Annotated in this window: 19 protein-coding genes; 15 read left to right on the top strand and 4 right to left on the bottom strand. The window is 69.9% G+C overall.

The genetic code is table 11. From position 1 onward, the window contains the following. Positions 1-53 precede the first annotated feature (53 nt). The 3 genes from nrdD (at position 54) to ACOYR3_RS01565 (ending at position 2,293) form a co-directional block, all read left to right on the top strand. Complete coding sequence (nrdD, locus tag ACOYR3_RS01555) at positions 54-242, top strand: anaerobic ribonucleoside-triphosphate reductase (protein ID WP_422844778.1); 189 nt, start codon at positions 54-56, stop codon at positions 240-242. A 3-nt stretch (positions 243-245) separates the two neighbouring features. Next, positions 246-959, top strand: coding sequence for an anaerobic ribonucleoside-triphosphate reductase activating protein (locus tag ACOYR3_RS01560; RefSeq protein WP_291487830.1), 714 nt, complete (start codon positions 246-248; stop codon positions 957-959). Positions 960-1,048: 89 nt separating this feature from the next. Further along, on the top strand, positions 1,049-2,293 hold the full coding sequence (locus ACOYR3_RS01565) for an alpha/beta hydrolase family protein (protein ID WP_422844779.1): 1,245 nt from the start codon (positions 1,049-1,051) through the stop codon (positions 2,291-2,293). An 81-nt stretch (positions 2,294-2,374) separates the two neighbouring features. Here the strand turns inward: ACOYR3_RS01565 and recQ are convergent, their stop codons facing one another. Together recQ and ACOYR3_RS01575 are read right to left on the bottom strand one after the other, a co-directional pair. Beyond that, on the bottom strand, positions 2,375-4,264 hold the full coding sequence (gene recQ / locus ACOYR3_RS01570; RefSeq protein ID WP_422844780.1) for a DNA helicase RecQ: 1,890 nt from the start codon (positions 4,262-4,264) through the stop codon (positions 2,375-2,377). A gap of 102 nt (positions 4,265-4,366) precedes the next feature. Further along, positions 4,367-5,719 carry a sigma-54 interaction domain-containing protein gene (locus ACOYR3_RS01575; protein ID WP_422844781.1) on the bottom strand — a complete coding sequence of 451 codons (1,353 nt, stop codon included), beginning with the start codon at positions 5,717-5,719 and terminating at the stop codon, positions 4,367-4,369. 139 nt (positions 5,720-5,858) lie between these two features. Between ACOYR3_RS01575 and cydP the strand changes: the two genes are divergently transcribed. The 10 genes from cydP to yegQ all read left to right on the top strand — a co-directional run bounded on the left by cydP (position 5,859) and on the right by yegQ (position 14,676). Then, complete coding sequence (cydP, locus tag ACOYR3_RS01580; RefSeq protein ID WP_422844782.1) at positions 5,859-6,041, top strand: cytochrome oxidase putative small subunit CydP; 183 nt, start codon at positions 5,859-5,861, stop codon at positions 6,039-6,041. Beyond that, a complete protein-coding gene (locus ACOYR3_RS01585) occupies positions 6,038-7,603 on the top strand; it encodes a cytochrome ubiquinol oxidase subunit I (protein ID WP_422844783.1) in 1,566 nt (521 codons plus the stop codon). The genes cydP and ACOYR3_RS01585 overlap by 4 nt, the downstream gene beginning before the upstream one ends. 22 nt (positions 7,604-7,625) lie before the next feature. Next, positions 7,626-8,762 carry a cytochrome d ubiquinol oxidase subunit II gene (gene cydB, locus ACOYR3_RS01590; protein WP_422844784.1) on the top strand — a complete coding sequence of 379 codons (1,137 nt, stop codon included), beginning with the start codon at positions 7,626-7,628 and terminating at the stop codon, positions 8,760-8,762. A 37-nt stretch (positions 8,763-8,799) separates the two neighbouring features. Then, positions 8,800-8,922: a cytochrome bd-I oxidase subunit CydX gene (gene cydX / locus ACOYR3_RS01595; protein WP_291487840.1), complete on the top strand. Its 123-nt coding sequence runs from the start codon at positions 8,800-8,802 to the stop codon at positions 8,920-8,922. Positions 8,923-8,926: 4 nt separating this feature from the next. Further along, positions 8,927-9,238 (top strand): cyd operon YbgE family protein, encoded by a 312-nt coding sequence (locus ACOYR3_RS01600; RefSeq protein ID WP_422844785.1) that lies wholly within the window; start codon positions 8,927-8,929, stop codon positions 9,236-9,238. Positions 9,239-9,266: 28 nt separating this feature from the next. Beyond that, the gene (locus tag ACOYR3_RS01605; RefSeq protein ID WP_422844786.1) at positions 9,267-9,857 is read left to right on the top strand and encodes a hypothetical protein; all 591 of its coding nucleotides are present in this window, start codon (positions 9,267-9,269) and stop codon (positions 9,855-9,857) included. A gap of 23 nt (positions 9,858-9,880) precedes the next feature. Continuing rightward, the gene (locus ACOYR3_RS01610) at positions 9,881-11,017 is read left to right on the top strand and encodes an NAD(P)/FAD-dependent oxidoreductase (protein WP_422844787.1); all 1,137 of its coding nucleotides are present in this window, start codon (positions 9,881-9,883) and stop codon (positions 11,015-11,017) included. A gap of 70 nt (positions 11,018-11,087) precedes the next feature. After that, positions 11,088-12,152 (top strand): homocysteine S-methyltransferase family protein, encoded by a 1,065-nt coding sequence (locus ACOYR3_RS01615; RefSeq protein ID WP_422844788.1) that lies wholly within the window; start codon positions 11,088-11,090, stop codon positions 12,150-12,152. Continuing rightward, positions 12,153-13,082, top strand: a complete 930-nt coding sequence (gene ttcA, locus ACOYR3_RS01620) for a tRNA 2-thiocytidine(32) synthetase TtcA (RefSeq protein ID WP_422844789.1) — start codon at positions 12,153-12,155, stop codon at positions 13,080-13,082. It begins immediately after the preceding gene. 154 nt (positions 13,083-13,236) lie between these two features. Further along, positions 13,237-14,676: a tRNA 5-hydroxyuridine modification protein YegQ gene (yegQ, locus tag ACOYR3_RS01625; RefSeq protein WP_422844790.1), complete on the top strand. Its 1,440-nt coding sequence runs from the start codon at positions 13,237-13,239 to the stop codon at positions 14,674-14,676. Positions 14,677-14,721: 45 nt separating this feature from the next. On the opposite strand, the gene ACOYR3_RS01630 is transcribed toward yegQ, so the two are convergent. Beyond that, complete coding sequence (locus ACOYR3_RS01630; protein WP_422844791.1) at positions 14,722-15,030, bottom strand: putative quinol monooxygenase; 309 nt, start codon at positions 15,028-15,030, stop codon at positions 14,722-14,724. A 238-nt stretch (positions 15,031-15,268) separates the two neighbouring features. Between ACOYR3_RS01630 and ACOYR3_RS01635 the strand changes: the two genes are divergently transcribed. Both ACOYR3_RS01635 and ACOYR3_RS01640 read left to right on the top strand, forming a co-directional pair. Further along, entirely contained in the window at positions 15,269-16,315 is a 1,047-nt protein-coding gene (locus tag ACOYR3_RS01635) for a phosphotransferase enzyme family protein (protein WP_422844792.1), read from the top strand. Positions 16,316-16,385: 70 nt separating this feature from the next. Further along, complete coding sequence (locus tag ACOYR3_RS01640) at positions 16,386-17,534, top strand: hypothetical protein (protein ID WP_422844793.1); 1,149 nt, start codon at positions 16,386-16,388, stop codon at positions 17,532-17,534. Between the two features lie 374 nt (positions 17,535-17,908). Here ACOYR3_RS01640 and ACOYR3_RS01645 read toward each other — a convergent pair whose 3' ends face one another. After that, positions 17,909-19,216, bottom strand: a complete 1,308-nt coding sequence (locus ACOYR3_RS01645; RefSeq protein ID WP_422844794.1) for a Glu/Leu/Phe/Val family dehydrogenase — start codon at positions 19,214-19,216, stop codon at positions 17,909-17,911. Positions 19,217-19,313: the final 97 nt, after the last annotated feature.

Genomic DNA, 19,313 nt, shown 5'->3' on the forward strand with positions numbered 1-19,313 from the left:
AAGCGCCGAAAGCTATCAAAACAAAAGCATTTTCAACCCCAAGGAGTTTTTCCATGCGTCCTCTTTCCACTCCCGAGTCCGCGGACCTGGCCGCCGTGCAGCTCACCGACGCCGAGCGCCAGCCCTGCGAAGTCTGGACCCGCGTGATGGGCTACCACCGCCCCGTGGCCAGCTTCAACACCGGCAAGCAGGGCGAGCACCACGAACGCCAGTTCTTCACCGAGCCCGCGCGCGGCCGCTAGGGCATGGCACGCTCCGCCCCGGCCGAGGCCTTGCGCATCGGCGGGCTGACGCCGCTCACCACCATCGACTTTCCCGGCAAGCTGGCGGCCGTGGTGTTCTGCCAGGGCTGCCCCTGGCGCTGCGGCTACTGCCACAACCCCGGCCTGCTGGACGCCGCGCAGCCCGGCGCGCTGGGCTGGGGCGACGTGCTGGCCTTGCTGCGCCAGCGGCGCGGCCTGCTGGACGGCGTGGTCTTCTCGGGCGGCGAGCCGCTGGCCCAGGCCGGCCTGCCCGATGCGCTGGCGCAGGTGCGCGCCCTGGGCTTCGCCACCGCGCTGCATACCGGGGGCATGTACCCCGAGCGCCTGGCCGCGGCGCTGCCGCTGCTGGACTGGGTCGGGCTGGACGTGAAGGCGCCCTGGGCGCGCATGGCCGCCGTCACCGGCGCGCCCGGCAGCGGTGAGCGGGTGCGCGCGTCGCTGGCGCTGCTGCTGGCCAGCGGCGTGGCGCACGAGTGCCGCACCACCTGGCACCCGGGCCTGTTCCCGCAAGAGGAACTGCAGGCCCTGGGCACGGAGCTGCGCCACCTGGGCCTGCGCGACTGGGTGCTGCAGCCCTGTGCCGACCCGCGCCTGCCCGGCAGCGCCCCCGCCGCCCGGCAGGCGCTGCAGCAGGGCGTGGCCCAGGCCCTGCCCGGGCTGGCAGGGGCCGTGGTGCGCGGCGGACCGGCGGTGTGAGCCGCTGTCTGTCAACGATCTTTTCCAGGCCCTGCGCGGCGCGGGCGCGCCCTTATCCTCATCGCACTGTCGAGTGAAGGAGAAAACACATGCAATGGCGCGCGATGCCCCTGGCCCTGGGGATGCTGGCGTTGGCCCTGACCGGCTGCGGCGGGGGTGGCGGAGACAGCGATAGCAGCAGCGACGGGGGTGGCGGGACCACGCCCGTGCCTTCAGAGCCGTCCACACCCTCCACGCCATCCGGGCCGTCCGTGCCATCCACGCCGCCCCGCCAGCAGGGGCAGTTGCTGTCGGCCCAGAGCCTGTCCGAGATCGGTGTCGACTCCTTCACCGCCGCGGTGGCCGCGGGCACGGGCCGCATTCCGCCCCTGCAGCCGCGCTACAGCGTTGCCACCTACCGCCTGACCTACCTCACGCGCGACGCCGACGGCGCCCTGGTGGAAGCCTCCGGCCTCGTGGCCGTGCCCAAGAAGGCCGCAGGCGCCGCCGCCAGCCCGGTGCTGGGCTACCAGCACGCCACCACGTTCACCAATGCGGAAGCGCCCTCGCTCAACCTGGCGCCCAGCGAGCCGCCGCTGGTGCTGGCCTCGCTGGGCTACATCGTCGTCGCGGCGGACTATGTGGGCTTTGCGCACAGCAACGCCTCGGCCCACCCCTACCTGCAGTCGCAGGCCACGGCCCGCGCCGTGCTCGACATGCTGGATGCCGCCCAGCAGTGGCGCCGCGCCGCGCAGGTGGCCGACAACGGCCAGCTGTACCTGCTGGGCTACTCCGAAGGCGGCTATGCCACCATGGCCGCGCACCGCGAGATGGAGCGCTCCCACAGCCCGCTGCTGCCGCAGCTGCGTGCCACGCTGCCCGCGGCCGGCCCGTTCGACATGCAGGTGACCCTGGACACCCAGCTGGAGCGCGTGCGCGACGAGTACCCCGCCGTGGGCTGGATGCTCAGCCCCGGCGCGCTAAGCCACCTGGGCTCCACCGTGCGTGACGAAGTGCGCCGCCTGCTGCTGCGCGCCCTGGTGCCGGCCGATGCCGACGTGCGCTACGACGCGCGCTTCCTGGACACCTACCTGGCCGACGACAAGGAGACGCTGCGCGAGCAGAACAGCGTGCACTGGGGCTGGACGCCGAGCGTGCCGGTGTACCTGTTCCACGGCCGCGACGACGCCACCGTGCCGTTTGCCGCCTCCGTGTCGGCCTACGACACCCTGCGCGCCAGCGGCGGCGCGCCGGTCAGCTTGCGCGAATGCAATAGCGTGGTGCCCAGCGGCCACACCGCCTGCGTGCCCGAGTACTTCGGCTATGCGCTGGCGGTGATGGGCACGGCCCCCTGACCTTGCGACCGAGTTGACCGTGCTGACCGCACCCCGGCCCGGCACGGCGCCGGGCCCCTTCGCCGCCGGCCGCCCCGGCGGTTACCCCTGCACCACCCGCAGCACGTCGGCGCCGTAGGCCTCCAGCTTCTTCGCCCCCATGCCGCTGATGCCCTGCAGGTCGTCCAGCGTGGTGGGCGCGCGCTCCGCAATGGCGGCCAGCGTGGCGTCGTGGAAGATCACGTAGGCCGGCAGGTTGTGCTCGCGTGCCACCTCGGCGCGCCAGGCCTTGAGGTTGATGAAGCGCACCTGCGCGTCCGGGCCCAGGTTGGCGGCGGCGGGCGGTGCGCTGCCCTTGCGGGTGCGCGTGCTGCTGCGCTTGGCCGGCGCGGCCGCGGTGGCTTCGCGCAGCTGCACCGGCACCTCGCCGCGCAGCACGGGGCGCGAGCCTTCGGTCAGGCTCAGCGTGTCAAAGCTGTGCCCGCTCTCCAGCATGACCTTCTGCAAGCCCACGGCCCCGGTGGCCAGCAGCTGGCGCAGCACGCCGCGCAGCTGGGGTTCTGAATAATCCTTGCCCACGCCGAAGGTGGACAGCTTGTCGTGCCCGAACTGCTTCACCTTCTCGGTGTCCTTGCCGCGCACGATGTCCATGATGTGGCCGGTGCCGAAGGTCAGGCCGCTGGCCTGCTGCACGCGGTAGATGGTGGACAGCAGCTTGCGCGCGGCATCGGTGCCGTCCCACACGGCAGGTGGATTCAGGCAGTTGTCGCAGTTGCCGCAGGGCGTGGAGTGCTCGCCAAAGTAGCCCAGCAGCCGCACGCGCCGGCAGTCCGTGGCTTCGGCCAGGGCCAGCAGCGCATCGAGCTTGCCGCGCATCACCTGCTTGAACTCTTCGCTGGCAGGGCTCTCGTCGATCATGCGGCGCTGGTTCACCACGTCCTGCAGGCCGTAGGCCATCCAGGCGTCGGCGTTCAGCCCGTCGCGGCCCGCGCGGCCCGTCTCCTGGTAGTAGCCCTCGATGTTCTTGGGCATGTCCACGTGGGCCACAAAGCGCACGTCGGGCTTGTCGATGCCCATGCCGAACGCGATGGTCGCCACCATCACGATGCCTTCCTCGCGCAGGAAGCGGTCCTGGTTCTGCTGGCGCACCTCGGCAGGCAGGCCCGCGTGGTAGGGCAGGGACTTGAGGCCCGCGTCCACCAGCGCGGCTGACATCTCCTCCACGCGCTTGCGCGACTGGCAGTACACCACGCCCGCGTCGTCCGGGTGCTCGCGCTCGATGAAGCGCAGCAGCTGCGCCAGCGGCTCCTTCTTCTCTTCGATGCGGTAGCGGATGTTGGGCCGGTCGAAGCTGCTCACGAAGTGCTGCGCGCCCTCCAGCTGCAGCCGCTCCACGATGTCGGCGCGCGTCAGCGCATCGGCCGTGGCCGTGAGCGCGATGCGCGGCACGCCGGGGTAGCGCTCGTGCAGCACGGTGAGCGCGCGGTACTCGGGCCGGAAGTCGTGGCCCCACTGGCTCACGCAATGCGCCTCGTCGATGGCAAAGAGGCTGAGCACGCCCTGCTGGTACAGGTCGTCCAGCAGGCCCAGGAAGCGCGGGGTGTTCAGCCGCTCGGGGGCCGCGTACAGCAGCGTGATGCCGCCCGTCTGCAGGCGCAGCTCCACGTCGCGCGCCTCGTCGTAGCTCAGCGTGGAGTTGAGAAACGCCGCCTCCACCCCCGCCTCGTGCAGCGCGCCCACCTGGTCGTGCATCAGCGCGATCAGCGGCGACACCACGATCGCCACGCCGCGCCCTTGCTGCTGGCGCACGATGGCCGGCACCTGGTAGCACAGCGACTTGCCGCCCCCCGTGGGCATGAGCACCAGCGCATCGCCGCCTGCGATCACGTGCTCGACGATGGCCTGCTGCGGGCCACGGAACTGCTCGTAGCCAAAGACGTCCTGCAGGACGGCGTGGGCGGGCGAAGGGGAGGAGGACGGACGGGCGGACAAACGGATGCTCTGAAATTGATAGCTGTCAGCGCTTGTCTATAAGGCGCTGGAGGCCATTTTTGCTTAAAACTGCGGGGCCGGGCCCGCACGCTGGCAAAGCGCCTATTGTGCGCTGGAGCCGCCGCCCAGCCGCAGCGCCTTGAGCCGCCGGTACAGCGACCGCTCGCTGATGCCCAGCTGCGCGGCCAGCGCCGCCTTGCTGCCCTGGTGGCGGGCCACGGCGGCCAGGAAGGCCTCGGTCTCGGCCGCGTGCAGGGTGCGGGGTGCGGCGGCCGGCGGCAGCGCCGGGGACGCAGCCGGGGCCCTGGAGCCCGCGCGCAGCACCAGCGAGGCCGCCAGCGCCGTCTCCACCTGCGCGGCCGGGGCCACATCGCCCTCGCACAGCAGCGTCAGCCGTTCCAGCACGTTGCGCAGTTCGCGGATGTTGCCCGTGAACGGGTGGCGTGCCAGCAGTGCCATGCCCTCGGTGCTGAGGGCCAGCGCGCGGTCGGGCGCCACGCGGCCGAGCAGCGCCTGCACGAGCAGGGGCAAATCCTCCAGCCGCTCGCGCAGCGGGGGCAGCCGCAGCGGAAACACGCCCAGCCGGTGCAGCAGGTCTTCGCGGAACAGGCCGGCCGCCACCAGCGCGGCCAGGTCGCGGTGGGTGGCGGACACGACGCGGATGTCCGCCTGGCGCAGCGCGGTGCTGCCCACGCGGCGGTAGGTGCCGGTTTCGAGCAGGCGCAGCAGCTTGACCTGCATGGGCAGGGGGATGTCGCCCACCTCGTCCAGGAACAGCGTGCCGCCGCTGGCCGACTCCACCAGCCCCGGCTTGCTGCTGGTGGCGCCGGTGAAGGCGCCTTTCTCGTGGCCGAACAGCTCGCTCTCGAACAGCGTCTCGGTGAGCGACGAGCACTCCACCACCACCAGCGGCCCCCGCGCGCGCGGGCTGGCCTCGTGGATCGCGCGCGCCACCAGCTCCTTGCCCGTGCCCGACTCGCCCACCAGCAGCACCGCGGCGCGGGACGGCCCCACGCGGCTGATCAGCTCCAGCATCTTGCGAAAGGGCGGTGCGCGCCCCACCAGGCCCGGGCGGCTGTGCGTGCCCTCGGCGCCCGGCAGTTCCTCCATCTTCTCCACGAAGAACGCCTGCTCGCCCTGCGCATTGGCCAGGGGCACGAGCTCGATGTTCACATAGGCCTCGCCGCCGGGCGTGTGGTGCAGGTGCAGCACCCGTTCGCGCTGCCCGGACTGGCGGGCCAGCGCCATCGGGCAGCTCTCGCCCGACTGGTCGCAGGGCCGCTGGAAGTGGTGCGAGACCTCGTGGCAGGTGCGCCCGATGACGGAGCTGCCGGTGCCGAACTGGCGGCGGTAGGCCGCGTTGGCGGCCAGGATGCGGTAGCGCGGGTCGATGAGGATGTGCGGTACCGGCAGGCTCTCCAGGTAGGAAACGAGCTCGGGCGGCGGGGCGGACATGGGGCAACTCCCTGGCAGACGGTGCTGCCAATTTGGCGGCGAATGACTGCCATTATGGCAGCTCTGCCATCCGGCACCCCGCTAAGTCCTTGATTTTTCTCAGGCAGTGCGCTGGCACGGAACTTGGAAAGCACCGGCCATGAACCCGATTGACCGCCGCCTTTGGCGCTACCTCATGCATGCCGTGCTCATCAAGCTGGCGGTGCTGGTGCTGCTGTGGTGGGTGTTCGTCCGCGATGCCCGGGTGCCCGTGGACGCCGATGCCGCCGCACGCCAGGCGGGCGCGGCGGCGGTCGTCTCTACCGAAGGAGCTTCCCAGTGATTTCCGACAATCTGGTGGACCTGTCGCGCCTGCAGTTCGCGGCCACGGCGATGTACCACTTCCTGTTTGTGCCGCTCACGCTGGGCATGGTCTGGCTGCTGGTCATCATGGAGAGCGTGTTCGTGATGACCGGCCAGACCGTCTGGAAGGACATGACCCGCTTCTGGGGCAAGCTCTTCGGCATCAACTTTGCGCTGGGCGTCACCACCGGCATCACGCTGGAGTTCCAGTTCGGCACCAACTGGGCGTACTACTCGCACTACGTGGGCGACATCTTCGGCGCGCCTCTGGCCATCGAAGGGCTGATGGCGTTCTTCCTGGAGTCCACCTTCATCGGCCTGTTCTTCTTCGGCTGGGACCGTCTCAGCCGCACGCAGCACCTGATGGTGACCGTGTTCATGGCCATCGGCACCAACCTGTCGGCGCTGTGGATTTTGGTGGCCAACGGCTGGATGCAGAACCCCGTGGGCGCGGAGTTCAGTTACCAGACCATGCGCATGGAGATGGTGGACTTCTGGGCCGTGGTGTTCAACCCGGACGCCCAGGCCAAGTTCGTGCACACCGTGTCGGCCGGGTATGTGACGGGCGCCATGTTCGTGCTCAGCGTGTCGGCGTGGTACCTGCTCAAGGGCCGCGACGTGGAGTTCGCCAAGCGCAGCTTCCGCGTGGCGTCGGCCTTTGGCCTGGCCTCGGTGCTCAGCGTGATCGTGCTGGGCGACGAATCGGGCTACACGGTGGGCGAGGCCCAGCAGACCAAGATGGCCGCCCTGGAGGCCATGTGGGAGACCGAGCCCGCGCCCGCGGGGCTCAAGCTCGTCGCCGGCATCAACGAGGCCGCGCAGAAGAACGACTGGGAGGTCGAGATTCCCTATGTGATGGGCCTCATCGGCACGCGGTCGGTCGACAAGCAGATCCCCGGCATCCACGACATCAAGGCCAAGAACCGCGAGCGCATCGTGCGCGGCATCGACGCCGTGAAGGCGCTGGAAACGCTGCGCGCCCACCGCGACGACGTGGCGGCCCGGGAACGTTTCGATGCGCTCAAGGCCGACCTGGGCTTCGGGCTGCTGCTGCGCAAGTACACCAACGATGTCAGCCAGGCCACGCCCGCGATGATCCAGCAGGCCGTGGACAGCACCGTGCCGCGCGTCACGCCCATGTTCTGGTCGTTCCGCGTGATGGTGGGGCTGGGGTTCCTGATGCTGGCGCTGTTTGCGCTGAGCTTCTGGTCCACCCTGCGCGGCGCCTGCATGCAAAAGCGCTGGCTCCTGCGCTGGGCGCTCGCCATGCTGCCGGCGCCCTGGCTCGCGTGCGAGCTGGGCTGGTTCGTGGCCGAGTACGGCCGCCAGCCCTGGACGATCTACGGCGTGCTGCCCACGCACCTGAGCGTCTCCAGCCTCAGCGTGCAAAGCCTGTATGGGTCGCTGGCCGGCTTCGTGGGCTTCTACACCGTGCTGCTGGGGGTGGAGATGTTCCTGATGGTCAAGTTTGCGCGCATGGGCCCGGGCAGCCTGGGCACCGGCCGCTACGCCAACGAACCCGCCCCCGCCATCGCCCACTGAAACCTGCCGAGGAGTAACGAGAATGTTGGACTACCCCACCCTCAAGGTGATCTGGTGGCTGCTGGTGGGCGTGCTGCTCGTCGGCTTCGCCATCATGGACGGGCATGACATGGGCGTCGGCACCCTGCTGCCCTTCGTGGGCCGCAGCGACGTGGAGCGCCGCGTGGTCATCAACACCGTGGGCCCGCACTGGGACGGCAACCAGGTCTGGTTCATCACCGGCGGCGGCGCCATCTTTGCCGCCTGGCCGCTGGTGTATGCCACGGCCTTCAGCGGCTTCTACTGGGCCATGCTGGCGGTGCTGTGGGCGCTGTTCTTCCGGCCCGTGGGCTTTGACTACCGCAGCAAGATCCACCACCCGCTGTGGCGCTCCACCTGGGACTGGGGCCTGTTCATCGGCGGCGCCGTGCCTCCGCTGATCTTCGGCGTGGCCTTTGGCAACCTGCTGCAGGGCGTGCCCTTCCTGTTTGACGACTACCTCATGCCCACCTACAGCGGCTCGTTCTGGGCGCTGCTCAACCCGTTTGCGCTGCTGGCGGGCGTGGTCAGCAGCGCCATGATCACCCTGCAGGGCGCCACCTACCTGGCCCACCGCACCGAGGCGCAGATCCAGCGCCGAACGGTGGCCGCCGGCATCGGCGCCGCCCTGGTGCTGGTGCTGGGCTTCGTGGGCGCGGGCGTCTGGCTGCAGGGTATCGAGGGCTACCGCATCACGTCGGCCGTGCAGGCGGCGGCGCTGCCCGACCCGCTGGCCAAGACCGTGGTGCGCGAGGCCGGCGCGTGGATGGCCAACTACGCCGCCGCGCCCGCCCTGTGGCTGCTGCCGGCCCTGGGCGTGGCCGGCGCGCTGGCCGCGGCGGCCTTGCTGGCCGCGCGCCGCACGCTGTGCGCCTTCGTGGCGTCGTCGCTGGCGGTGGTGGGCGTCATCGGCACGGCCGGCGCCAGCATGTTCCCGTTCGTCATGCCTTCCAGCACGCACCTGGCCTCCAGCCTCACGGTGTGGGACAGCGTCTCCAGCCACCTCACGCTGGGCATCATGTTCTGGGCCACGCTGATCTTCATGCCGCTCATCGTCACGTACACCAGCTGGGCCTACCGCGTCATGCGCGGCAAGGTGACCGAGTCGTACATCCGCGAGCACGATCACGCGGCCTACTGAAAAACAAACGAAACGGCCTTCCTCAAGGAGTTGCACGATGTGGTATTTCGCATGGGTTCTGGGCGTCGGCTTTGCGGTGCTGCTGGCCATCCTCAACGCGATGTGGGGCGAGACCGAGGCCGCGCGCCAGCAGTCGCTGGCGCAGCGCGAGGGGGGCTGAAGCCATGCGGCCACCCCACGATTCGCCCGCCGCTGCCGGCGCTGCTGCGGCGGCGCCCGCCGCCTCCACCCACTGGCCCTGCCTGCTGGCGGCCGTGGCCATCATGGTGCTGGCCACGCTGGACCCGCGCCTGCTGGCGCAGGCCGGCGGCGGCGCTGACCACCGGCTGGCCGGCCTCGTGTTCCTGGCCATGTCGGCCGCCTTCGTGCGCGGCGTGGGCTTTGTGCCCCGCGCCCGGCTGTGGCGCGCACTGTTCTCCGGCTGGACCTGCGTGCTGGCCCTGGCGCTGGCCGCCGCCGTCCGCTGGTGGGGCTGAGATCGTCCACACGTTCTGAGGCTGCGCCATGTACTTCCGCATGCTCCACGACGACTCCAGCGGCCTGCTGACCTACCTGCTGGCCGACCTCGAGGCCCGCGAGGCGGTGCTGATCGACCCCCGGCCCGCCGATGCCAGCGTGATCCACGCCATGCTGGCCGAGCACGGCCTGCGGGCCGTGGCCACCGTCGAGACAGATGCCCACCACGCCGCCGCCGGGCCCCAGCCGCACCGCGCAGCGCCGTGGCCCGCGCCGGCACTGCTGCGCGACGGCGACCTGCTCCCGTTTGGCGCGCAGCACCTGCGCTGCCTGGCCACGCCCGGCCACACGCACCACGGGCGCAGCTATCTGTGGCGCGACCGCCTGTTTTGCGGCGGCGTGCTCAGCCCGCTGCAGTGCCCCGAAGCCCCCGGCGTGGAAGCGCCCGCGCAGCTGTGGGAAAGCCTCATGGCCCGCGTGCTGCCCCATCCGCCCGAAACGCTGCTGTTCCCCGGCCACTCCTGCGGTGGGTGGACGGTGAGCAACCTGCTCACCCAGCGCATGCACCACCCCTGGCTGGGCACTGCCAGCCGCGACGAAGCCCTGCACGCCATGGCCTTGCGCCGCCCCACCGCGTGATCAACCCCCTGGAGTTGCCTGCCATGACCGCATCCCACCCCATCTGCGTGCTCGGCACCGGCTTTGGCGCCGTGGCCACCGTGCGCGCGCTGCGCCAGCGCGACCGCCATGCGGCCATCACCGTCATCGCCGCGCGGCCGGAATTCCACTACCTGCCCAGCATCATCTGGATTCCCGCGGGCCTGCGGCGTGGGCCGGATCTGGTGGTGCCGCTCGCCCCGTTCTTTGAGCGCATGGGCGTGCAGTACGTCCAGGCCGAGGTCACCGGCCTGGCCGACGGCGGCCGCACCGTGCTGACCAGCGCGGGCCCGGTGCCCAACAGCGCGCTGGTCATCGCCACGGGCGGCCGCTTTTTGCGCAAGCTGCCCGGCATCGAGCATGCGAGCACGCCGTGCGAAGGCATTGCCGCGGCCGAGCAGATCCGCGACCGGCTGCGCGCCCTGGGCGGCGGCGCCCTGGCGCTGGGTTTTGCGGGCAACCCGCAGGAGCCGCAGTCCATGCGCGGCGGGCCCATCTTCGAGTTCCTGTTCGGCATCGACACCCTGCTGCGGCGCGAGGGCCGGCGCGAGCGGTTCACGCTCACCTTCTTCAGCCCGGCCGCGGAGCCCGGCGCGCGCCTGGGGCCGGGCGTGGTGCAGCACCTGCTGGCCGAGATGGGCCGGCGCGGCATCCACACCCACCTGGGGCATCCGCTGGTCCGGTTCGAAGCCGGCAAGGTCGTCACCCAGGGCGGCGAGATCGCCAGCGACCTCACGCTGTTCATGCCCGGCCTCACCGGCAACCTGTGGTTCGACAATGCGCCCCTGCCGCGCTCGCCGGGCGGGCTGGTGCAGGCCGACGCGCACTGCCGCGTGCCGGGCCTCTCGCGCGTGTACGTGGTGGGCGACGCAGGCAGCTTCCCCGGCCCCGAATGGATGCCCAAGCAGGCCCACATGGCCGAGCTGCAGGCCCGCGCCGCCGCGCCCAACCTGCTGGCCGACCTGCGCGGCGAACCCGGCCAGGCCACCTTCGGCGCCGAGCTGGCCTGCATCGTGGACGCGCTGGACAGCGGCACGCTGGTCTACCGCACGCCCACGCGGCATCTCATGCTGCCGCCCATGAAGGCGCTGCACTGGGCCAAGCGCGCGTTCGAGTGGAACTACCTGCGGCAGCTGCGATAGCCCCAGGCCTCTGCCGGGCACGCCGTGGCCCGGCCCGCCCGCGCAGCCCGGCTTTCTACAATAGCGGGCTATGCAACCCCTCCACTACACGCGCGCCGCGCAGCTCCCGGACATCCTCGCCCGTCGCATCGTCATCCTCGACGGCGCCATGGGCACCATGATCCAGCGCTTCAAGCTGGGCGAGGCGCAGTACCGGGGCGAGGGCTACGACGGCCCCGACGGCGCGGGCGATCGGTTCAAGGACTTTCCGCGCGACGTGAAGGGCAACAACGAGCTGCTGTCCATCACCCGTCCCGACGTGATCCGCGACATCCACGAGCGCTACCTGGCGGCCGGCGCCGACCTGATCGAGACCAACACCTTCGGCGCCACCACCGTGGCGCAAGAGGACTACGGCATGGCCGATCTGGCGCGCGAGATGAACCTGAAATCCGCCCAGCTGGCCCGCGCCGCCTGCGACAAGTTCAGCACGCCCGACCACCCCCGCTTTGTGGCCGGCGCCCTGGGCCCCACGCCCAAGACGGCCAGCATCAGCCCCGATGTGAACGACCCCGGCGCGCGCAACATCGACTTTGAAACCCTGCGCGCCGCCTACTACGAGCAGACCGAGGCGCTGGTCGAAGGTGGCGCCGACGTGCTGCTGGTCGAAACCATCTTCGACACCTTGAACGCCAAGGCCGCGCTGTTCGCCATCGACGAGTTCTTTGAAAAGAGCGGCGAGCGCCTGCCCATCATCATCAGCGGCACCGTCACGGATGCCTCCGGCCGCATCCTGAGCGGGCAGACGGTGACCGCCTTCTGGCACAGCGTGCGCCACGCGCGGCCGCTGGCCATCGGCCTCAATTGCGCCCTGGGCGCCACGCTGATGCGCCCTTACATCCAGGAGCTGAACCGCGTGGCCGAGGACACCTTCATCAGCTGCTACCCCAACGCCGGCCTGCCCAACCCCATGAGCGACACCGGCTTCGACGAAACGCCCGAGGTCACCAGCCGCCTGGTGCACGAATTTGCCGCCGAGGGCCTGGTCAACATCGTGGGCGGCTGCTGCGGCACCACGCCGGACCACATTGGCGCCATTGCCAAGGCGGTGGAGGGCGTGCCCACGCGCCAGATGTTCTACCCCGCAGAGGTTTGAATGAAACTGGCCTCCAGCGCTGATGTAGCAAGCGCTGAAAGCTATTCAAAAGATAGCAAATCAACGCACGAGGCCACCAAGCTCGAAAAGCGCCTGGTGCGCCAGGTGGCCCAGGCCATCGCCGACTTCGGCCTGATCGAAGACGGCGACAAGGTGATGGTGTGCGTGTCGGGCGGCAAGGACAGCTACGGCCTGCTCGACGTGCTGCGGATGCTGCAGGAGCGCAACGGCAACCGCTTCGAGCTGGTGGCCGTCAACCTCGACCAGAAGCAGCCCGGCTTTCCGGCCCATGTGCTGCCCGACTATCTGGCCCAGGTGGGTGTGCCCTTCCACATCGAGACGCAGGACACCTACAGCGTCGTCAAGCAGCACATCCCCGAGGGCAAGACGATGTGCAGCCTCTGCAGCCGCCTGCGCCGGGGCATCCTCTACCGCGTGGCGGACGAGCTGGGTGCCACCAAGATCGCGCTGGGCCACCACCGCGACGACATGCTGCAAACGTTCTTCCTGAACATGTTCTTCGGCGGCAAGCTCAAGGGCATGCCGCCCAAGGTGCAAAGCGACCGGGGCGACCACCTCATCATCCGCCCGCTGGCCTATGTGGCCGAGGACGACCTGGCGCGCTGGGCGGAGATTCGCAACTTCCCCATCATTCCGTGCACCCTGTGCGGCAGCCAGGAGAACCTGCAGCGCAAGCAGATCGGCCAGATGCTGCGCGACTGGCAGCAGCGCTACCCCGGCCGCATCGAGAACATGGCCGTGGCGCTGCGCAACCTGGTGCCCTCGCACTTCATGGACCCGCGCCAGTTTGACTTCAAGGGCCTGGTGCCCAATGGCGTGGCCGATGCGGAGGGCGACAAGGCTTTTGATGCCGAAGACTTTCCGCAGGCCGTGGGTTCCCTCGCGGGCCTGCCGCTGATGCAGCGCTGAGGTTTTCGCGCCCCGACTGCCATGGTTTCACTGGCCGCATTCCCCCTACCGTTCAGGCTGAGCCTGTCGAAGCCCGGTGCCAGCCTTCGGCAGGCTCAGGCCGAACGGATATGGGTGGATTGATGCTGCCCTCATTCAGATTCAGAGGTATTCCATGACCACCCTCAAAGCCCCCGAACTCCTCCTGCCCGCCGGCTCGCTCGACAAGATGCGCGCCGCCTACGACTTTGGTGCCGACGCGGTGTACGCCGGCCAGCCGCGCTACAGCCTGCGCGCCCGCAACAACGAGTTCCGCCTGGAGCAGATCAAGCAAGGCATTGATGAGGCCCACGCGCGCGGCAAGAAGTTCTTCGTCACCAGCAACCTGATTGCGCACAACGACAAGATCCGCACCTACCTGCGCGACATCGAGCCGGTGATTGACTGCAAGCCGGATGCGCTCATCATGGCCGACCCCGGCCTCATCATGATGGTGAAGGAGAAGTGGCCGGAGACGGAGATTCACCTGTCCGTGCAGGCCAACACCACCAACTGGGCCACGGTGAAGTTCTGGCAGAAGATGGGTGTGTCGCGCATCATCCTCTCGCGCGAGCTCGCCCTGGACGAGATCGAAAAAATCCGCCAGGAATGCCCCGACATGGAGCTGGAAGTGTTCGTGCACGGCGCGTTGTGCATTGCGTACTCGGGCCGGTGTCTGCTCAGCGGCTACTTCAACCACCGCGACCCCAACCAGGGCACCTGCACCAACGCCTGCCGCTGGAACTACGCCACGCACGACGCCGACATCGACCCCACCACCGGCGAAGCCATCGCGCAGAAGATGGAAGGCGACTTCAACTTCGAGGCCGCGCAGCAAAAGGCCGAGCAAGCCTTCGCCTCCACCACCGGCAGCGGACAGCGCCACCCCAAGGCCGACAAGGTCTACCTGATCGAAGAGGCCGGCCGCCCCGGCCAGCTCATGCCCATCATGGAAGACGAGCACGGCACCTACATCATGAACAGCAAGGACCTGCGCGCGGTGGAGCATGTGGCGCGCCTCACGCAGATCGGCGTCGATTCGCTCAAGATCGAAGGCCGCACCAAGAGCCTGTACTACGTGGCCCGCACCGCGCAGGTGTACCGCCGCGCCATTGACGACGCCGTGGCCGGCCGCCCCTTCAACCCCGAGCTGCTGATCGAGCTGGAAGGCCTCTCCAACCGCGGCTACACCGGCGGCCTGCTGGAGCGCCGCCCCAGCAACGACTACCAGAACTACCTCAGCGGCCACTCCGTCACCCAGCGCAGCCAGTACGTGGGCGAGGTGCTGGGCATTGAGGGCCTGGCCGATGCGGGCCTGAACGGTGACTGGGTGCTGGTGGAAACCAAGAACCACTTTGCCGTGGGCGACCTGATCGAGGTGGTGCACCCCAGCGGCAACACCACCGTGCGCCTGCACGAAATGCGCAATGTCGAAGGCCAGCCCGTGCAGGTGGCGCAGGGCAGCCCCGTGCGCGTGTGGATTCCGCTGCCCGCGCGCTACAGCGGCGCGCTGCTGGCGCGGGTGATCGAAGCGCAGCCGCCTGCGGCAGCGCCCGAGCCGGCACTGGCCGTGTGACAGCAGCGGCGGGCCGCCGCTTCGCCCTCAGCGGCGGCGCAGGTGTCAGACGCTGCGGGAGCCCGCAACGTCGTACGCAGTGAACTTGCGCTCGGACAAGCCGCAGTCGCGGGCGGCCGTGCGCCAGGGTTCGATGTGGGGCGCCTGCAGGTGCCGCGCCAGGCTTGCGTGGTCGGGCCACAGTTCGGAGAAACGAACCAGCCCGGGATCCAACAGGTCTTCGGCAACATCGTAGGCCAGGCACCCGTCATGCCGGTAGGTCGCCTCGACCAAGGCCTTCAGGTGGGGGCGGACTTCGGACATGCGCTCGGGCGGAAACCGGAGAATGCCGAAGACGGCGACGCTGGGGAGCATGGAAAGATCTCCTTCAAAGTTCAGTGCGCGAGGCGGATGGGACGGATGGCGCCAGTGTGCCGGATTCCCCGCCAGCCGGCCTCCGGTGGCGGAGTATTTGAGGAAAATCGGCCTCCAGGGCTTATTTGGTAACCGCTGGCTGCTATTTATTTGATAGCTATCAAGTGCATTGGAACGCGCCCTGCACTGCGGCTTCTGCGGAGGCCGGCGTCCGGCCGCCCAACGATGGAGGGCGGCCATGCAGGCCCGACAATGGGCCATGGCCCAATGCCTCCCTTCCGATCCCGACCTCATCCCCACCCACACCACGGCCGCAGCGGCTTCCGTCGCCCGCTGGGTGGAGCAGTACTACGGCATGGCCGTGCAGCAGTGCCACCTGATTCGGCGCGGCTTGAATGACAACTACGCGGTGCACGCGGCGGACGGCAGGCGCTATGTGGCGCGGCTGTATTCCATCCGGCCACGCGGCCCCTTCAATATCGAGTTTGAGGTCGCACTGCTGTCCCACCTGCAAGCGAACGGCGTCGGGGCAGCGGGGCCCGTGTGGCTGGCGGATGGGCGCACGCACGTCCCGCTGCAATTTCCCGAAGGGCCGCGCGCCTTGGCGCTGTTTTGCCATGCCCACGGCGTGGTGCCCGACACGCTGGAAGACTTTGAGCTGACCGGCCGTACGCTGGCCCTCATCCACGGCGCGGCGCGCGAATACGCCGGCCCGCCGAGCCGCTACCTGCTGGACGGGCACCACCTCGCCGGCCGCACGCTCGGCTACCTCCAGGACCACCCGGAGTTGGGGGCCGAGCTGCTGGACACGTACACTCTGCGGATACACCGCTTGCTGCAGGCGCTGGCTGCGGCCGAAGAGCGGCTGACGCGCGTGCTGTGCCACGGCGACACGCACGGCTTCAACAACCATGTGAGCACGGACGCAGGCGGCGTGCGGCGGGCGGTGTTCTTTGATTTTGACGATGCAGGCCCCGGCTTCCTCGCCTATGACCTGAGCGTGATGCCCTGGTCCTATCTGGTCCGCAAAGGCTTGAAGGCGCCGGATGACACGCTGCAGGAGCGCTGGGCCGGCTACCTGGGCGGCTACCGAGCCGCGGGCGGCCAGGTGCACGCGGACGACCTCGCCGCGTTGCCCTTGTTCCTGCAGCTCCGGCACCTGTGGAATCTTGGGGAAGCCGCTGGGCGGCTTCATCATTGGGGCACCAGCTCGGCCTCCGCGGATTGGCTGAAAAAGCAGGTCGACGTGCTGCAAGCGTTCGAAGACATCGACTTGCGCGGTTGAGGCGCGGCACCCGGCCTGTTCACAGCGGCCCAATCGTTCCAGAATCTGGCATCCCCTCGCCTTGCTCCGAATGGCTGCCCCCATCGACCCTTCCCGCAGCGCTGCCCTGCCGCCCGTGGCCCAGTTCCTGGCCGAGGCGGCGCTGCAGCGGCAGGCGTCCCTGCTAGGGCTCGACAAGCCGGCGCCGGTGCCGGCGCGGCCCGGTGCGGACCCTGCCGCGCCGCAGCCAACGCCCACATCGCCGCCCACCGGGGCGCCGCCGCTGCCAACGCCTGCGCCGTCGGACAAGGCCAGCATCTCGGCCCAGGCGCGCGAGCAGCTGGGCGCGGGGTTTGACCCGCGGCGGGCGGCGGTGCCGGGTCCGTTCCCGCCAGATGCGGCGGGGCGCGCCGCCGGTGCGCAGCGCGGTGCCGGGTCCGCATCCGCGGTGCCGGCGCCCCTGCCTGTGCCTGTTCCCGCCGGGGCGGCGCCGGCCGTGAGCGGCGCGGCGGCCTGGCCCGCGTCGGGCCTCGGCGCGCCGCTGATGCGCATGGTGAGCGCCTTGGTGGAACAGGCCACGGCCGGCAGCGGTGCGCCGCAGCGCGTCGTGTCCGCCCAGCCCTGGCCCATGGAACTGGCCCAGGCGCTGGAGAATGGTTCGCTGGATGCCGGGCAGCCGCCGCTGCAGACCTGGCTGGTGGGTCAGGGCACGGCCCAGACGCCCGAGGGCCCGCGCGGCTTTGCGCTCACGCTGCGGGTGCCGGTGCCCTGGCTGGCCGCACAGGCGGCGCCCACCGCGGCGTCCGCGCCCTCCGGTGCGGCAGCGGCAACCATCGCCGTCGCAGCCCCCGCGCCGCTGCAGGTGCCGCTGGCGGGCAGCGGGAAGGCACTGCAGTCGGGCGTGGTGGCGCTGGTGCTGCAGGGCATGGAACCCTCCGCTCCGCGCACCAGCGCGCTGCTGGTGCTCGATTTCCAGCCGCAGCTGGCCGCCACGGTGTACGGGCGCGACCTGCTGCAGCAAGCCACGTCGGGCCGCCTCGACCCCTGGACGCAGATGGCCGTGCTGCAAGCCAGCGGCCAGGTGCCGCGCGAAGAGGACAAGGCCCGCAACGGCGCGTCGGGCCTGTGCGAGACGGCGGGCTGCCCCTACGCCGCGCGGGCCGCCTGTGTGCAGCCGTTTTGCCTGGCGATGCGCGGCGTGCTGCCGCCGGAGCCCGTGGGGCCCGCACCGCTGGCTTGATCCGCCTGCACCGCTGCGGAAGCAAAAAGAAACCGCCAGGGCCGGATCGCGGCGGCTGGCGGTGGTTTGCGGGGGCCTGCGTACCTGCTCGCAGTACCCAAGTCTGCCCACCTCTGCGCGGCGCTTCGACAGGCTCAGCGTGAACAGCCGGGGGCGGGCTGACGGGTGACGACCGTCGGTGCCGAAGGGCGCGCCCCCAGACCAGTGCACCCGTGGAACTGGCTTCGCCAGGCCACTGGGTGCGTCCCCCCCGGGGGGAAGGCGCCGAAAGGCGGCTCAGGGGGGCTTCCAATACAGCCCGTGGAACTGGCTTCGCCAGGCCACCGGGTGCGTCCCCCCTCGGGGGGAAGCGGCGCAGCCGCTCAGGGGGGGGCTTATGGATACAGCCCGCGCATCTCGCGCGCATGCAGGATGCGCTGGCAGGCCACGATGAAGGTGGCGGTGCGCAGGCTCACCTTGTGCTCTTGGGCCACCTGCCACACGCCGGCAAACGCCTCTTGCATGATGCGCACCAGGCGGGCGTTGATCTCGTCCTCGCTCCAGAAGAAGCTGGAGAAGTCCTGCACCCATTCGAAGTAGCTCACCGTCACGCCGCCGGCGTTGGCGATCACGTCGGGCAGCACCAGCACGCCCTTGTCGTTCAGGATGTCGTCGGCTTCGGGGGTGGTGGGGCCGTTGGCGCCTTCGATCACCAGCTTGGCCTTGATCTGGCCGGCGTTGTCCTTGGTGATCTGGCCTTCCAGCGCGGCGGGGATGAGGATTTCGCAATCCACGCCCCAGAACTCTTCCGGCTTCATCACGTCGGCGCCGGCAAAGCCGCCCACGCCGCCGCGGGCTTTCACATGCGCCAGCAGGGCGGGCACGTCCAGGCCGTCGCCCTTGAAGATGGAGCCGGTGTGGTCCTGCACGGCCACCACCTTGGCGCCGGCTTCGGCAAACAGCTTGGCGGCAATGCCGCCCACGTTGCCAAAGCCCTGCACGGCCACGCGGGCGCCTTGCAAGGTCAGGCCCGTGAGTTTGGCGGCCTCCACGCCCACCGTGAACACGCCGCGGCCGGTGGCCTCGACGCGGCCCAGCGACCCCCCCAGGTCCACGGGCTTGCCGGTGACCACGCCGGTGGCGGTGGCGCCGGTGTTCATGGAGTAGGTGTCCATCATCCAGGCCATGATCTGGCCGTTGGTGTTCACGTCCGGGGCGGGGATGTCCTTGCTGGGGCCGATGATGATGCCGATCTCGCTGGTGTAGCGGCGGGTCAGGCGCTCCAGTTCACCCAGCGACAGCTTCTTCGGGTCCACGCGGATACCGCCCTTGGCGCCGCCGTAGGGCACGTTCACGGCCGCGTTCTTGATGCTCATCCAGGCCGACAGGGCCATCACTTCCGACAGCGTCACGTCCTGGTGGAAGCGCACGCCGCCCTTGCCCGGGCCGCGGCTGGTGTTGTGCTGCACGCGGTAGCCCTCGAAGTGGGCGATGGTGCCGTTGTCCAGCTCGATCGGCACGTCCACGATCAGCGCGCGCTTGGGGCGCTTGAGCGTTTCCACCCAGCGGGCCAGGTGGCCCAGGTACGGGGTGACGCGGTCCACCTGCTGCAGGTAGATGCCCCAGGGGCCGAGGTTGTCGGCCTGCAGGTAGGAGGGCAGGGGGTGCGGGTGCGCGGCAGGGGCGCCGACGGGGTGCGACATGGTGAATTTCCTTGTGGGATCGGTTCAGGCCGCGAAGCTTATGTCCGCGCCCCTCGCAGTGTCCAAGGCCGGAGTGTTTGTGGCTAATGCATTTTGT

This window comes from Acidovorax sp. M2(2025) (assembly GCF_049330835.1).
Lineage (GTDB): Bacteria > Pseudomonadota > Gammaproteobacteria > Burkholderiales > Burkholderiaceae_C > Acidovorax.

What these genes read in the sequence shown, in the direction of transcription:
- nrdD (WP_422844778.1), top strand. Translation starts at nt 54, where the DNA reads ATGCGTCCTCTTTCCACTCCCGAGTCCGCGGACCTGGCCGCCGTGCAG.
- ACOYR3_RS01560 (WP_291487830.1), top strand. Translation starts at nt 246, where the DNA reads ATGGCACGCTCCGCCCCGGCCGAGGCCTTGCGCATCGGCGGGCTGACG.
- ACOYR3_RS01565 (WP_422844779.1), top strand. Translation starts at nt 1,049, where the DNA reads ATGCAATGGCGCGCGATGCCCCTGGCCCTGGGGATGCTGGCGTTGGCC.
- ACOYR3_RS01575 (WP_422844781.1), bottom strand. Translation starts at nt 5,719, where the DNA reads ATGTCCGCCCCGCCGCCCGAGCTCGTTTCCTACCTGGAGAGCCTGCCG.
- cydP (WP_422844782.1), top strand. Translation starts at nt 5,859, where the DNA reads ATGAACCCGATTGACCGCCGCCTTTGGCGCTACCTCATGCATGCCGTG.
- cydB (WP_422844784.1), top strand. Translation starts at nt 7,626, where the DNA reads ATGTTGGACTACCCCACCCTCAAGGTGATCTGGTGGCTGCTGGTGGGC.
- cydX (WP_291487840.1), top strand. Translation starts at nt 8,800, where the DNA reads ATGTGGTATTTCGCATGGGTTCTGGGCGTCGGCTTTGCGGTGCTGCTG.
- ACOYR3_RS01600 (WP_422844785.1), top strand. Translation starts at nt 8,927, where the DNA reads ATGCGGCCACCCCACGATTCGCCCGCCGCTGCCGGCGCTGCTGCGGCG.
- ACOYR3_RS01605 (WP_422844786.1), top strand. Translation starts at nt 9,267, where the DNA reads ATGTACTTCCGCATGCTCCACGACGACTCCAGCGGCCTGCTGACCTAC.
- ACOYR3_RS01610 (WP_422844787.1), top strand. Translation starts at nt 9,881, where the DNA reads ATGACCGCATCCCACCCCATCTGCGTGCTCGGCACCGGCTTTGGCGCC.
- ACOYR3_RS01615 (WP_422844788.1), top strand. Translation starts at nt 11,088, where the DNA reads ATGCAACCCCTCCACTACACGCGCGCCGCGCAGCTCCCGGACATCCTC.
- ttcA (WP_422844789.1), top strand. Translation starts at nt 12,153, where the DNA reads ATGAAACTGGCCTCCAGCGCTGATGTAGCAAGCGCTGAAAGCTATTCA.
- yegQ (WP_422844790.1), top strand. Translation starts at nt 13,237, where the DNA reads ATGACCACCCTCAAAGCCCCCGAACTCCTCCTGCCCGCCGGCTCGCTC.
- ACOYR3_RS01630 (WP_422844791.1), bottom strand. Translation starts at nt 15,030, where the DNA reads ATGCTCCCCAGCGTCGCCGTCTTCGGCATTCTCCGGTTTCCGCCCGAG.
- ACOYR3_RS01635 (WP_422844792.1), top strand. Translation starts at nt 15,269, where the DNA reads ATGCAGGCCCGACAATGGGCCATGGCCCAATGCCTCCCTTCCGATCCC.
- ACOYR3_RS01640 (WP_422844793.1), top strand. Translation starts at nt 16,386, where the DNA reads ATGGCTGCCCCCATCGACCCTTCCCGCAGCGCTGCCCTGCCGCCCGTG.
- ACOYR3_RS01645 (WP_422844794.1), bottom strand. Translation starts at nt 19,216, where the DNA reads ATGTCGCACCCCGTCGGCGCCCCTGCCGCGCACCCGCACCCCCTGCCC.